Below are 12,547 nucleotides of genomic sequence, written 5' to 3'. Positions count from 1 at the left end.
CTTAGCTTGTATCACTATATGACAGTCAAAAAACGATTAGAACACTGCTCAAATCAGGAGGAAGAGTCCGTTTCTTCATCTGTATTCTGATCCTCTTCCTCTGTCTCTTCTTCATTTTCTAGTCCTGGCGGCTGAAATTCTACTACGAGATACCCGCCCTTTTGAATCTTTGCACCTTCAGGAACACTTTGTTTATAGGCAAAACCGTTGCCCATTGTTTCAACTTTCAACCCGAACATATCAGCAAAATGGAAGACATCTCTTGCTGACCATCCAGTAATATCCGGCATCGTCGGTTCATCGGTAATAAGTAAGATACGCTGATTCGGAAGTACAGGAGCCCCTGGTTCCGGATAAATTTGTTCGACCTTATCATTTTCATCCCCGATTACTGTCACACGATTGAATGTATCACCAAGTTTCTCTTTTGCCTTCTTAACCTTATCACCCATAACATCAGGCAATTCGATTGGGTCCACCGTTTCTTTCGTTTCCTGATCCGGACGGATATCCAAATAATGGAGACTGTTCTCTGTCACTGTCTTTACGATGTGAGAGACAGGCTCAGGTCCATATTCGGTCACTTCCAACTCTGGCTGCTGTACAGCTACATAAATCAGTAATTCCGGATCCTCCTGAGGAGCCATCCCCAGGAAGGAAAACATGTAGTTGTTCTTGCCTGTCATATATTTCCCTGTTTCTGAATCCGGGATCTGTGCCGTACCTGTCTTCCCTGCCAATGTATAATCATTAAGCTGATAGACGCTAGCAGTACCATCGTCCTCAGAAACGACAGTTCCAAGCAGATCGCGCATTTTTTCTGCCGTCTCAGGCGAGATAGGGTCACCAATCTCTTCAGGCTCATTCTCACTGACAACCTCTTTAGTTTCACCATCTAACACCTGCGATAATACATATGGACGCATCATATTGCCATCGTTCGCTACTGCGCTGGCTGCGGTCAATAATTGGATTGGTGTGGTTGTCGTACCTTGTCCATAGGCGGTGGTCAATTTTTCAACCGGCCATTTATAAAGTATTTTTCCGGTTTCTTCTCCAGGCAAGTCGATGCCGGTTTTGTTTTCAAATCCAAAATCATGCAAGTAATCAAGGAATTTATCGGATCCGACTTTTTCGGATAGCTTGGCTGCTGCTACGTTTGAGGAAACACGCATACCTTTATCGTAAGTAATGTCTCCCCACCCTTCACGGCGATGGTCTCGAATCGGCCGGCTTCCTTCATCAAACTGGTAGCTGCCGGAAGAAAATTTTTCATTCCCATTGTACACTCCTTCTTCCATCGCTGCCGCCCACGTGAAGATCTTCATCGTCGAACCTGGCTCAAAAGAGTAAGAAACGATATCGTTATACCAATTCTCCACCTCACCGATCTGATTCGGGTTGTAGCTTGGGCGATTACCCAGCGCGAGAATCTGTCCGGTATCCGGATCCATGACGGCTGCCATAATCCGTTTCGGGTTGTATTGCTCTTCTACTTGCGACATAGCATCTTCTAAAAAGGTCTGAATCTTCTGGTCGATAGTTAGGACGACATCATCGCCGTCTTCCGGCTGCTGAATCACTTCTTTTGGATCCAGGAGTTTCACTCCGTATTTATCCCGCTGATAAGATATCCGGCCGGGTTTTCCATCTAAGTATTTCTGCATTTGCTTCTCTACGCCTGTGATCCCTTTGTTTTCCCCATCTTCCGTACGGGAAAAACCGATGACATGCGAAGCGAATGTTCCATTTGGGTAGTACCTTTTCGATTCTTCGATAAAATTAATACCTGGGATGTTCTTTTCCTTGATATCCTTCATTGTCTGTTGGGATAGATCCCTTCCCGCTGCTCCGAATTCCACCTGGAACCGACCGTCTTCCATGCCTGATTCAATCTTTGACTCTATTTCACCAGCTTCCATATCTAATAAAGGAGCCAGCATATCCGCCGTTTCTTCCGGGTCGGTGACATGCTTTGGCTCCTCAAGGTTAGTGGAATAGCTTTCATCGACGATGGCATAAAGTCTGTAGGTCGGGCGATCATAGGCCAGTGTCATGCCATTCTGATCCAGGATCCGGCCGCGGGTCGCATCAAGCTGATAGGCACTTGTACGCTTCTTATCGGCCCATTCATCTAAATCAATCCCCTGCACTTCTCCGGTTGTCTGAATATAAAGAAATCTACCTAACAGCAGCATGAACAGCAAGGAAAAAAACAGCATCCACACTTTAGCCATCCGGTGGGTATTCTTGCTTTTCATCAGATGATCACCACAATCTTTTGTTAATTTCCGATGGTTGACGCCTGTTTAACCTGGGCATTTTGAATATTCAATCCGTTCTCCTTCGCGATCTTAAGGATACGATCCGGATTGCTTAATTCTTTCACTTCATACTGAAGACTTTCATTTTCTGCCTTTTGTACTTTGACCTGTTGCTCTAATTTCTGTACATCTCTATTCAGAGCGTCAGTCGTAGATGAAAATTGTACCATAAAAACAGAGGCAGTGAGTACTATTCCACTTACTGCGGTATAAAGAAATTTTTCTCCTCTGGAAATCCAGCGTTTTTTCTGGACTTTGACTTTCACCTGTTTTTGCTGTTGTTCTTCAGGCTGTTGCACATGTTTTATTTGCTCTGCGTTCATTATTTGTTCCACCTTTCATCGCTTTTGAATTCTTCTGTCCATTCTTTTACTTTCTCTACAATTCGCAGCTTAGCGGACCTTGATCTGCGATTGTCATCTAATTCGTCCTCTTCCGGTACGATTGGCTTTCTCGTAATGAGCTTGAATGGCGGTTTCTTTTCTTCTGGAATGATCGGGATGTTCTTTGGCACCGGTGGATTACTGCTCCACTTTTTGAATGCCTGTTTACAAATCCTGTCTTCCAGTGAATGGAACGTAATCACAGCGATCCGTCCGTTAACAGAAACGGAACGAGCAGCCTGATCAAGCGCGTTGCTGAATACGCCAAGCTCATCATTGACGGCAATTCGAATTGCCTGAAAAACGCGTTTCGCAGGATGACCGCCTTTTCTGCGGGCGGGCGCCGGGATCGCATCTTTAATGATATCGACTAGTTCAAACGTCGTTTCAATCGGCTGTTCTTCCCGCTTTGTTTCTATCTTTCTGGCAATTTGCTTTGAAAATTTTTCTTCACCATATTGGAAAAAAATCCTCACCAGCTTCTCATATGGCCATTCATTGATGACCTGATAAGCTGAAAATGAATCCTGCTGATTCATCCGCATGTCAAGCGGCGCATCATTTTGATAACTGAACCCACGCTCTTTCACATCCAGCTGGGGGCTCGACACCCCTAAATCAAACAAAATTCCATCCACTTGTTCGATACCAAGCTTCTCTAACTGAGACTCCAATTCTTTAAAATTCGCATGTACAAATGTAATTTTGTCGTGATGAGGCTTCAGCCTCTCTTTTGCTGCCTCGAGTGCCATTTCATCCTGGTCGAAAGCAATCAATCTTCCACCTGTACTTAGCTGCTCACATATGGCTTCTGAATGACCTCCACCACCTAATGTACAATCAACGTATGTACCTTCTGGCTGGATTTGTAATCCCTCGACAGCTTCCTTTTTCAATACACTATAATGATCAAACATCCAATCACCCGCTTCTTATTTTCGAATTAAATATCGAAGTCCATCATATTTTCAGCAATCTCCGCAAAGGATTCTTCTGATTCCTCAAAATAGTCTTCCCATTTATCCTTCGCCCAGAATTCAATCCGGTTAGAGACACCGATTACGACACATTCCTTCTCAAGTTCTGCGAAATTTCTTAGTGGTTGTGCGATATTTACTCTTCCCTGCTTGTCCACTTCGCATTCTACTGCACCAGAGAAGAAGAAACGTGTGAAGGCGCGGGCGTCTTTTTTAGTAAGTGGGAGTTTCTTAAGTTTTTCTTCAAGGATTCTCCATTCAGTCATTGGGTAAGCAAACAAACATTTATCCAGTCCACGGGTCAATACGAAACTATCCCCCAGGCCCTCACGGAACTTGGCAGGAACAATGATTCTACCCTTCGTATCAATGTTATGTTGGAATTCGCCCATGAACATAGAGTCTTCCCCACTTTCTGAATAAATCCAGTGTACCACATTCCCCCACTTTCCTCCACATTAACATACACTTTCTCCCCACACTAAAAAAAATCCTGCTCCAATGAGCAGGATTCCTTCTTTATTTTTCGACGCTTAATTGTTGTCCCATCAAGGTTTTTAACGGTTTTTGACACCTAGGTGGAGGATGGTGGGGGATTATAGGTAAATACAGTGGTGAGACTCCTCAAATCTCATATCATGTTCCAGTATTTCTTCAAAGAGTTCCCACCCATACTGGTTTATCCATGGGAGGATACCCCACATCCGTTCCTGAAGCCCTTCTCCTGGGTGCAGCAATAGCTCCAGGTAGTCAAATTTGTTGAGCTCGTTTGCGTGCTTTTCTTCTAGAGCTTTTGTCATCCGCTGTTCCAGAAATTCAATGTCTTTAAAAAGATAAGCTAAATTCTTATCTGCCAGTTGACCGACATCATCACGTATTTCAGCTGCCTTCTCTCTTAATGGCTGATGGAGTCGTTCAATACCATTTTTTACTTGTTCCGTAATTTCTTCTAATGGAGGGTAACTTTGTGAGGTGAGCCAGGCTGTCTTTTCATGACTGATCCCTTTTTCAATCACATCCTCCGCTCTTAAATGGAAGCGATCCAGATATTTTGCCGCTTTACGGTCGATAAGAGAAAATGAAAGACGCGGGAAAACTGGTGGCATTTTTACTTCCAACGCCTCAAAAGCAGGCTTCAACACCGACCAATAATTGATTTCCCCGGGACCGCCAATGAAAGCGAGTGTAGGAAACATTAACTCCTGCATCAATGGCCGGGTCACTACATTGTTACTAAGGAATTCCGGGTGTTCTTCAGCCATGTCCAGCAACTCTTCTTTCGTCAATACGACCTCGTTTTGCTTGCCGTAGTAATTCCCGTCCTCCCCCTTCATTAACAGTACCCTTTCTCCATCGTGATGGTAGAATAAATGGGCATCTGACAGGTTGCAATCAAGGGAAACCGGATAGCCTTGCTGCATGTTCTGCTGCCAGGCCGCATACACCCCCTGCGTGATCTGTGTCTGGTTATGGATCATCGCTTTAAAATGCTCCGATTCCAGTTTACGGAAGGAGGGGTGATGGGAGTCGACCAGCACGACTCCTTCTTCACGAAACAGATGGAATATCAGGCGGGCAAAGAAATCCACATAGCTCTTCGATTGGTTTATTAGTTGATAGATTTGATTTTCCAGATCTTTCGTATATACGGATTCTTCCAGGTGGCTAAACAATTGTCCCAGCCATTCTTCAACTGCCGGCTTTTCCATTGGTAGATCCGTCACCGAAGATTTTTTGCCCGGAGTATGCTTCACCTGATATTTTTGCATACGGTTATTTTCAGGAAGAAAGACATGATTGATTTCATCAAAATCATGGTCCTCCCCGGCAATCCAAAATACCGGGACCACCGGCGTTCCTTCTTCTTTCTCTGCCTTCCTTGCCAGATTAATAATAGAAATCAATTTATGAACGGAATATAACGGACCAGTCAGCAGACCTGCCTGTTGACCTCCGATGACGACGGTGCTCTCTGCATCAGCAAGCCGGTCGATATTTTCCATTGTGCTGCGCGGGGCATCCCATTTCGCATTTATCTCATGTAAGACACGTACGAGTTCATCTCGTTGGAAAGATTGTTCCTTCAAATCTTTTTTCCGATCAGCGAATACCGTCGAGTGAAAAGGATGATAGTGGAACTTATCCTGTACGCGCTCGTTTGCCTGGCGATAATCTTTTATCAGAGGGTTGGTTGTTGGTAAATCAATTGGATCAATGCGCATATGTGAAGGTCTCCTTTTCATTCTGAAATATGTATACTTATGTATTGTACAAAAAAGGAGCGCGTAATTCACATATTCTGTTTTATAATGCGAGCAGTTTACCGGCAAGTCCATACAAACTGAGACTGATATACAGGAAACCGAATAATAACGTATTAAAACGCCAAAATCCCTTCCACGCCCGTTTGAACGCTATTTCTTCATGAAGGCGATACTGGATAATAATAGCTCCTGTCAATACCAGCAGCAAAACCAGCAGGATATAACCGAAAAAAGACTGCTCAAACAGTACTTTCGCCAATAAGTCGACAGACAGGATAAATAGAAGTGTAGCCAGGTTGGTCGTCTTATGGATCGCTTTCCATTTATGACGGTATATTTTTCGATAGATGAAATAGAAAATAAACAATATCGGGATAGGCATCGTTAATGCGGCCGCATACATGTAAATCAAGATATCACTCATCTTCCTCCTCCTTTCTCTTTTCAAATTGTTTGGCATTTATGGCTTGGTAGATAAAAGAATGTGCTGGGATTTGTCCAGGGGATTTTTTCAGAAGGTAACCGGTGATCGCGTTTATTTCTGTTATTCTGCCTGCGGATAAATCTTTATACATCGAAGAATAGTTTTTGGCTGTCGACCGGGCAATCCGCTCCACATTCGCCCATTCTTCGTTTTCATCCAGAGCGAGTACATTGCAGGCTTCCCTGCATAGTTGCCTGGCAAGCTTGGTTAGGTATGGGTTGTCCAGCAACTGGCCATTACGTACTTCGAGTAAAGCGGTCAGCGGATTTATAACAGCATTGATAACCAATTTCTTTGCCAGCATTGGATAGTAGTCTTGCTCTAATACAAACGGGAAATCTTCCTGATGCAATCGTTCCACCAAACTTCCGCTATCCATACTTCCCGTGAGAGAAGCCACTCGGATGATCCCTCTTCCGGTGTGACGTACCGTGTGGTCAGATACTTTCAAGGCACCATGTTCAATCACCCCGACCATCACATTAGCTGAAAGCTCTTTTGCTTTTTCTATATGAGCCATCCCGTTTTGCAGAAAAATTACTGTTATGGAGTCATCCATTTCATTAAGGACCGGGATTAAAGAATCCAGATGATGCTGTTTGACGCAAACAAACAAGACAGCATGATTTCTGATGCCTTCTTCGATTTGGCGGACACGGATAATCGTAGCAATACTCGTGCCCTCAAGCTGAATTCCGTTACTTTCAATACTTGCTGTCTGATCCTTTCGGCGTACGTATAAGGTTACCTGATGGTTTTCACCCAGATAATGGGCAAGCAGCATACCGGTAGCCCCACCGCCGATGATACCTATTTCCACATCGCCGCCTCCAATCCCTCTTCTTTTACTAAATATTGTAGCAAACGATTGAAATAAAGAGCACTAATTTTTGCCATAAATTGAGCGAACACTCAATTGTTCGTTTCATTCTGAAAATTTTTATATTATAATAAGGGTATAGAGAAATGAAAGGGGAAATCATCATGGTGGAAACTTTACAAGTAGAACGTTTATTAGTTAATTATAAGACCCTTGAAGAATTTAAGCGTTTTAAAGAATATGGCAACCAGGAACTTTCTATGCTGGAGGATTTGCAAAACAATATTGTGGAGAATGACAGTGAGTCGCCGTTTTTTGGAATCTATTATGGAAACGCTTTAGTAGCCAGAATGAGTCTTTACCGCGTAGGTGCAAAGTATGACCACTACTTCCATCCACCTCAGGATTACCATGAGTTATGGAAACTGGAAGTTTTGCCTGATTACCGCGGCAAAGGATATGGAAAAGCTTTAGTTGATTTTGCGAAAAGCTATGATTTGCCGATCAAAACGAATCCGCGCATCAATTCTCACGGGTTCTGGGAGAAAATGGGCTTCCAAAAAGCACATTACGAAATGGAACGGGACCTTGGTGAGAATCCATTAATCTGGATGCCTGCTGGTGTAGAGGAAAAAGAAACTGGAGAGAGTCCGGAGTAAGTTAACAAGTTAGCACACTGCGATATATAAAATAAGCCGCGCTATGAATTCGATAGCGTGGCTTCTATTTTTGAGAGGATTGTTTATACCATAGGACATAACCCGATAAGGAGTCATAAAAAAATAATGCCATTAAACCGGCAAGTTCTTATCTTTTTGCACCCAGTCCATCAGTTTTTCCACTTCTTTCCAGGCTGACTGGTAGCGAGTTACGGCGTCTTTTAACGCCTGGTTTTCTTCCCTCAATGTTTTTACCTGCTCCTGTACGTTAGGGTCTCCAGCAGAATGCTGTTTTTCTTTCATCTCGGTCAGTAGAGAAATAGCATCATCCAGCGACATATTGAGGGCAGCATCTGGAATTGCTGCTTTTGCATGTTGTTTCCTTTTTCTTTCATTTTTGGCAGTTTCAATAGCCTGCTGGTAATGCTTACGGACATTGGCATTCCAGCGAAAGCCACAGGCTGCAGGGGTTCGGGAGAGTTTGTCAGCTACTTCCCGGAAAGCTTCCAGCTGCGTCCTCCCCTGTCGAATGCAGCGGAGCACCGTTTCTGCCAATAGTAAATCTTCATTTTCTTTCCACGCATCCTGGCGATTGACGTCCATTCCATCCCTCCTCTATCGTTTGCTTTATATGTATGCAAGACAGAGGTTTAATAGAATGACTCTGTTAAATCTCAATGTTGATTTTAAAATGAAAGCTCCCCTTTAATGGAAGACTCAGTTTCGAGAGAAACTGTTTCCGTTATGGTTGTGAGCGTTTGGAGGTCCGGGAAATCACTCGCTTTCCATGGGGGTACGGTGAGCTTCCTCGGGCTAAAGCCCTGCGGGATCTCACCATGTACTATCCTCCCATCGGAGTCTCGCAATTTCCCGGCCCTCCTTACGTTTATGGGAATAACGGAAATCATCGATATTCATTCCTTCTGCCAAAGGGAGAGCTACTTGTAAAAACGTGCGTAACCAGTGATGGTCGAAGACAGCCTTATCTCTAACATGGGTTCTTTTCCCCATCCTTCAGCTGGGGTGGATGGGAAACTGCGAGACTCCCGCGGGAGAAGGGGCTAGGCAAGACCCCCGCAGGGAGTGAAACGACTGAGGAGGCTTGCCAGGTCCCCCGCAGGAAAGCGAGTAGTTTCCCAGCCAGCCCTGACTCTTTTATAGTAAAGAACCCTTGATATCTCGAAATCAAGTCTTCGACTTTTCGGCCTTTTAATTGAATAGGCTGGTGAGTTGATTCAGGAGCGGCGGTTCATGAATCGGTTGACAGCCTGTTTATGTTCTTCTGATTCCCATAGTTGTGCACAGGCACGTACTTCTTCATCCATAACGGGGGACATAGCAAGCATCGATAGTTTTTTATCATACTGCCTCTTCCATACTTTCATTTGTTCGATGGATTTATCAAGAAAACCGGAGAGCAGCTGTTCCAGGTTCTCAAGCTCTTCACTCTCTATCAGACGATGTGCCCAGCCAATCTCAGCTACACGCTTACTGTTATACATTTCCGCTTCTACCAGCCACTGGAAAGCGAATTCGGGGCGGATTTTTTCATATAACAGCGCACCTCCACCCCAGCCAGGAGTGATGCCCAATTTCCCCTGGACAAATCCAAACGACGCATTTTGGACGGCAATTCGGAAATCACATGCTGTAGCAATTTCACAGCCCCCACCACGAGCCTCTCCATTTAACACCGCTATTGTAGGGACTGGAAAGGATGCCAGTTGATAGAGGACTTCTTTCATTGGATATAAGACCTGGAAGGCTTCACTGGCATTCAAGTCGCCATGTAGATCTTTCAAGTCTCCTCCGGCACAAAAAGCCCGACCTCCTTCACCGGTAACAACTAGACATTTCAAGCTTTCTTCTTCTCTGGCCTGTTTCAGCACTTCAGAGAGTTCAGCCGTCATCTTCTTAGAAACAGCATTCATTTTGTCTGGACGATTTAATGTTATCTTTGCAAAACCAGACGGAAACTTTTCATATGTAATCGTCTCATAACTCATAACAATCTCCTCCTGCATACTAACTAACATCCATTATATATAAAAAACTTGGCTTCCCGCCAAGTTTTCATCAGAAACTCTATAATTTTAACGTATTTATCCGCAGAGTCTTTCTATTTAATCTGTTAACAAAGTTATAAAAAAGATGTCTGAAATGATATCAGACATCTTTTTCCATGCTTATTGTTCGACTACTTGCTTTCCATCATAATGTCCACAAGATTTGCAAACATGGTGAGGCTTCGTGTATTCTCCACAGTTGGAGCATTCCACCATACCTGGTACGTGAAGTTTTTTGTGTGTACGACGTTGGTTCTTCACTTTTTTAGAAGTTTTACGCTTTGGTACTGCCATGTTCTACACCTCCTTCAATCGATCGAAAATCTCTATAGGGATTTTCTCAGTCTTCTTTTTGGTTATCATTGAGTAATGATTGCAGTTTAGCCATTCGAGGATCCACTTTTTTCTCCTGGGCTTCCTCTGTGACCAGTTGCCAGCCTTGACCTTCCTGTGGTGCCTGATCATATGCTTCCTGTTTTTCGGAAAACACTCGAAAAGGAACCTCCAAGAGTACATTTTCCTTTATATAAGGCGTCAAGTCAAGAACTTCTCCATCAACTGGATGAATTTCTGATTCATCTTCTTCCTCATAAAAAGGTGACGTGGAAAAGACTTCTATGGCATCCACGTGAAATGGATATTCAACATCTACCAGTGTGCGGGCACATGGGAGGATCATCGTTCCATCAATGGTAAATTGAAAAGTAATCTCTTCCCCTTGCATCGTCGCCTGCCCTTTGACTTGGACTGGCGGTATCTGCCGAATATCATTTTTCATTTCTTCTAATTCACTAATATCTACATCATCTTCAAATACAAACGGCTCATCACCAGCTTGCTTGAGCTTTTGTAGCGGAAATTTCATTAATATCACCTCATGGCAACAAGAGTAATTGTAAATATAATTTAACCTTTTGTCAACATATTTTCTTTACACACAAACGAAAAGCGGAAGCGCCTGGTCAGCGACGATTGGACTGGACTGAACCGTAGGAGACTACAGTCACTTGGGTTATCGTCCAAAAAGGCGAAACCCGTAGTGACTGTTGTGCTCGTAAGCGAAAAGAAGACACGATGAACGTAGTGAATCGATGTCGCCTTATCGTACGGAGGTGAAGGAAGTACACGAGTCGCTAGGCGCTGTAGCTAGACACACGAAAAGCGGAAGCGGCTGGGCTCCTGCCCCGTATTTATATCATGTTTTTACTAAAATAACACATCTGAAACCTTATTGGCGAATCATTGCACTACATGGTTTGGATATTTTTGCTACAATAAGTCTAAACAGTCAATAATACGGAATACATACTATTGTACGGAAAGGAACGGTTATGATGAAAGCATGTGGACTGGTGGTCGAATATAACCCTTTCCATTATGGGCACCTTCACCATCTGGAACAATCCAAAAAAGAAACAGGCGCTGCATGTATGATTGCTGTCATGAGCGGACCATTTCTGCAGCGTGGTGAGCCGGCTATCATAGATAAATGGTCAAGAGCCAGGGCCGCACTGGAATCAGGAGTCGACCTGGTAGTGGAACTTCCTTCCCTGTTTGCTGTGGAGCATAGTGACTTATTCAGCAAGGGGGCTGTTCTGACCTTGAAAGAGCTTGGAATTGACGCCTTATGCTTCGGGAGTGAACATGGAAATATCACGAGCTTCACAGAAGCTGCTGAAATATACGCAGCCTCTCAAAATGATTTTGACAGTAAACTGCATGAATTGTTATCCTCCGGGCTATCTTTTCCGGAGGCAGCAAGACACGCTTACCAGTCTATCGGACTGACCAAGGGAGAAGTCGATTTAGCCAAACCGAATAATATACTTGGTTTTAGTTATGTCAAACAATTGCTCAAATATGCTCCGGAAGTAAAAGCAGCGACAATCCAGCGAATCAGTAATGACTACCATGATGAAACCATCACCGGCGAAATTGCAAGTGCCACAAGCATTCGTAAGGAGCTTTTTTCTGCCGGATCCATGACGGATATAGTTGAACAAGCCCTCCCTGTAACAACAAGAACTGTGCTGAGCGACTATAAGCGAAAAACACACCAGTGGCATGATTGGGAATTATATTTTCCCTTTTTGCATTATCGTATCCTTACCATGAGTGCCACAGAGTTAAGAGCCATCCATACAGTGGAAGAGGGGCTGGAAAACAGAATGAAACGGGTTGCCAAACAAGCCGGATCTTTTCGGGAACTGATGGAGGGAATGAAAACAAAACGGTACACCTGGACCAGGCTGCAACGGATGTTCACCCATATCCTATGCAACACGACGAAAGACGAAGCAGAGGCAATGCTTTCGCTTGAAAAAATGCCTTATGTGCGGATTCTAGGCATGAATGCAACAGGGCAGGCCTATTTGAAAGAAGTACGTAAAGAAGCCGATGTACCATTCATCAATCAAATCCAGCAAATGGACGACCCGCTATTAAGGATAGATGAACGGGCTTCGAACGCCTACTACAGTATCTTTACAGCTCCATTGAAGCAACATATGCTGCAACAGGAATTACAGCCCCCACTCCGGATACATGCCATCCAGGGTAAATGAAAAATG

General features: G+C 44.0%; 14 protein-coding genes. 2 read left to right on the top strand and 12 right to left on the bottom strand.

All coding sequences use genetic code 11. The annotated features are described in order from the left end of the window. Nucleotides 1-53: 53 nt before the first annotated feature. The 7 genes from B9Y67_RS15655 to B9Y67_RS15625 all read right to left on the bottom strand — a co-directional run bounded on the left by B9Y67_RS15655 (nucleotide 54) and on the right by B9Y67_RS15625 (nucleotide 7,252). The gene (locus B9Y67_RS15655) at nucleotides 54-2,261 is read right to left on the bottom strand and encodes a penicillin-binding protein (RefSeq protein ID WP_085508067.1); all 2,208 of its coding nucleotides are present in this window, start codon (nucleotides 2,259-2,261) and stop codon (nucleotides 54-56) included. A 23-nt stretch (nucleotides 2,262-2,284) separates the two neighbouring features. After that, nucleotides 2,285-2,647, bottom strand: coding sequence for a cell division protein FtsL (ftsL, locus tag B9Y67_RS15650; protein ID WP_085508065.1), 363 nt, complete (start codon nucleotides 2,645-2,647; stop codon nucleotides 2,285-2,287). Beyond that, on the bottom strand, nucleotides 2,647-3,624 hold the full coding sequence (gene rsmH, locus B9Y67_RS15645; protein ID WP_085508063.1) for a 16S rRNA (cytosine(1402)-N(4))-methyltransferase RsmH: 978 nt from the start codon (nucleotides 3,622-3,624) through the stop codon (nucleotides 2,647-2,649). Before rsmH ends, ftsL begins: the two co-directional genes overlap by 1 nt. Before the next feature lie 26 nt (nucleotides 3,625-3,650). After that, entirely contained in the window at nucleotides 3,651-4,082 is a 432-nt protein-coding gene (mraZ, locus tag B9Y67_RS15640; RefSeq protein ID WP_062447906.1) for a division/cell wall cluster transcriptional repressor MraZ, read from the bottom strand. Nucleotides 4,083-4,280: 198 nt separating this feature from the next. After that, nucleotides 4,281-5,906, bottom strand: coding sequence for a bacillithiol biosynthesis cysteine-adding enzyme BshC (bshC, locus tag B9Y67_RS15635; RefSeq protein WP_085508061.1), 1,626 nt, complete (start codon nucleotides 5,904-5,906; stop codon nucleotides 4,281-4,283). Between the two features lie 82 nt (nucleotides 5,907-5,988). Further along, nucleotides 5,989-6,372 carry a DUF3397 domain-containing protein gene (locus tag B9Y67_RS15630; RefSeq protein ID WP_176224026.1) on the bottom strand — a complete coding sequence of 128 codons (384 nt, stop codon included), beginning with the start codon at nucleotides 6,370-6,372 and terminating at the stop codon, nucleotides 5,989-5,991. Continuing rightward, the gene (locus tag B9Y67_RS15625) at nucleotides 6,365-7,252 is read right to left on the bottom strand and encodes a 2-dehydropantoate 2-reductase (RefSeq protein ID WP_085508057.1); all 888 of its coding nucleotides are present in this window, start codon (nucleotides 7,250-7,252) and stop codon (nucleotides 6,365-6,367) included. Before B9Y67_RS15625 ends, B9Y67_RS15630 begins: the two co-directional genes overlap by 8 nt. Nucleotides 7,253-7,416: 164 nt before the next feature. Between B9Y67_RS15625 and B9Y67_RS15620 the strand changes: the two genes are divergently transcribed. Next, nucleotides 7,417-7,911: an N-acetyltransferase gene (locus tag B9Y67_RS15620; RefSeq protein ID WP_085509218.1), complete on the top strand. Its 495-nt coding sequence runs from the start codon at nucleotides 7,417-7,419 to the stop codon at nucleotides 7,909-7,911. 132 nt (nucleotides 7,912-8,043) lie between these two features. Here B9Y67_RS15620 and B9Y67_RS15615 read toward each other — a convergent pair whose 3' ends face one another. The 5 genes from B9Y67_RS15615 to B9Y67_RS15595 all read right to left on the bottom strand — a co-directional run bounded on the left by B9Y67_RS15615 (nucleotide 8,044) and on the right by B9Y67_RS15595 (nucleotide 10,842). Then, nucleotides 8,044-8,514 carry an RsfA family transcriptional regulator gene (locus B9Y67_RS15615; protein WP_085508054.1) on the bottom strand — a complete coding sequence of 157 codons (471 nt, stop codon included), beginning with the start codon at nucleotides 8,512-8,514 and terminating at the stop codon, nucleotides 8,044-8,046. A 228-nt stretch (nucleotides 8,515-8,742) separates the two neighbouring features. Further along, nucleotides 8,743-8,922, bottom strand: a complete 180-nt coding sequence (locus tag B9Y67_RS20485) for a hypothetical protein (protein ID WP_139823824.1) — start codon at nucleotides 8,920-8,922, stop codon at nucleotides 8,743-8,745. Between the two features lie 224 nt (nucleotides 8,923-9,146). Further along, nucleotides 9,147-9,917, bottom strand: a complete 771-nt coding sequence (locus B9Y67_RS15605) for an enoyl-CoA hydratase/isomerase family protein (protein ID WP_085508050.1) — start codon at nucleotides 9,915-9,917, stop codon at nucleotides 9,147-9,149. Between the two features lie 180 nt (nucleotides 9,918-10,097). Then, nucleotides 10,098-10,271, bottom strand: coding sequence for a 50S ribosomal protein L32 (gene rpmF, locus B9Y67_RS15600; RefSeq protein ID WP_028782672.1), 174 nt, complete (start codon nucleotides 10,269-10,271; stop codon nucleotides 10,098-10,100). Between the two features lie 46 nt (nucleotides 10,272-10,317). After that, entirely contained in the window at nucleotides 10,318-10,842 is a 525-nt protein-coding gene (locus tag B9Y67_RS15595) for a YceD family protein (RefSeq protein ID WP_062445720.1), read from the bottom strand. Between the two features lie 466 nt (nucleotides 10,843-11,308). Here B9Y67_RS15595 and B9Y67_RS15590 point away from each other — a divergent pair, with 466 nt between their 5' ends. After that, complete coding sequence (locus B9Y67_RS15590; protein WP_369668771.1) at nucleotides 11,309-12,541, top strand: nucleotidyltransferase; 1,233 nt, start codon at nucleotides 11,309-11,311, stop codon at nucleotides 12,539-12,541. Nucleotides 12,542-12,547 lie beyond the last annotated feature (6 nt).

Origin of the sequence: Thalassobacillus devorans, assembly GCF_900176565.1 — a bacterium.
In the GTDB taxonomy this organism is placed as follows: domain Bacteria; phylum Bacillota; class Bacilli; order Bacillales; family Halobacillaceae; genus Thalassobacillus; species Thalassobacillus devorans_A.
Note: the sequence above shows the minus strand (reverse complement) of the source record. Positions and strands in the feature narration are given on the sequence as shown.

Bases quoted from the DNA above. Each gene is read 5' to 3' on its own strand.
- B9Y67_RS15590 (WP_369668771.1), top strand. From the start codon at position 11,309: ATGATGAAAGCATGTGGACTGGTGGTCGAATATAACCCTTTCCATTAT.
- rpmF (WP_028782672.1), bottom strand. From the start codon at position 10,271: ATGGCAGTACCAAAGCGTAAAACTTCTAAAAAAGTGAAGAACCAACGT.
- rsmH (WP_085508063.1), bottom strand. From the start codon at position 3,624: ATGTTTGATCATTATAGTGTATTGAAAAAGGAAGCTGTCGAGGGATTA.
- mraZ (WP_062447906.1), bottom strand. From the start codon at position 4,082: ATGTTCATGGGCGAATTCCAACATAACATTGATACGAAGGGTAGAATC.
- B9Y67_RS15605 (WP_085508050.1), bottom strand. From the start codon at position 9,917: ATGAGTTATGAGACGATTACATATGAAAAGTTTCCGTCTGGTTTTGCA.
- B9Y67_RS15655 (WP_085508067.1), bottom strand. From the start codon at position 2,261: ATGAAAAGCAAGAATACCCACCGGATGGCTAAAGTGTGGATGCTGTTT.
- B9Y67_RS15615 (WP_085508054.1), bottom strand. From the start codon at position 8,514: ATGGACGTCAATCGCCAGGATGCGTGGAAAGAAAATGAAGATTTACTA.
- ftsL (WP_085508065.1), bottom strand. From the start codon at position 2,647: ATGAACGCAGAGCAAATAAAACATGTGCAACAGCCTGAAGAACAACAG.
- B9Y67_RS15620 (WP_085509218.1), top strand. From the start codon at position 7,417: ATGGTGGAAACTTTACAAGTAGAACGTTTATTAGTTAATTATAAGACC.
- B9Y67_RS20485 (WP_139823824.1), bottom strand. From the start codon at position 8,922: ATGGGGAAAAGAACCCATGTTAGAGATAAGGCTGTCTTCGACCATCAC.
- B9Y67_RS15630 (WP_176224026.1), bottom strand. From the start codon at position 6,372: ATGAGTGATATCTTGATTTACATGTATGCGGCCGCATTAACGATGCCT.
- bshC (WP_085508061.1), bottom strand. From the start codon at position 5,906: ATGCGCATTGATCCAATTGATTTACCAACAACCAACCCTCTGATAAAA.
- B9Y67_RS15595 (WP_062445720.1), bottom strand. From the start codon at position 10,842: ATGAAATTTCCGCTACAAAAGCTCAAGCAAGCTGGTGATGAGCCGTTT.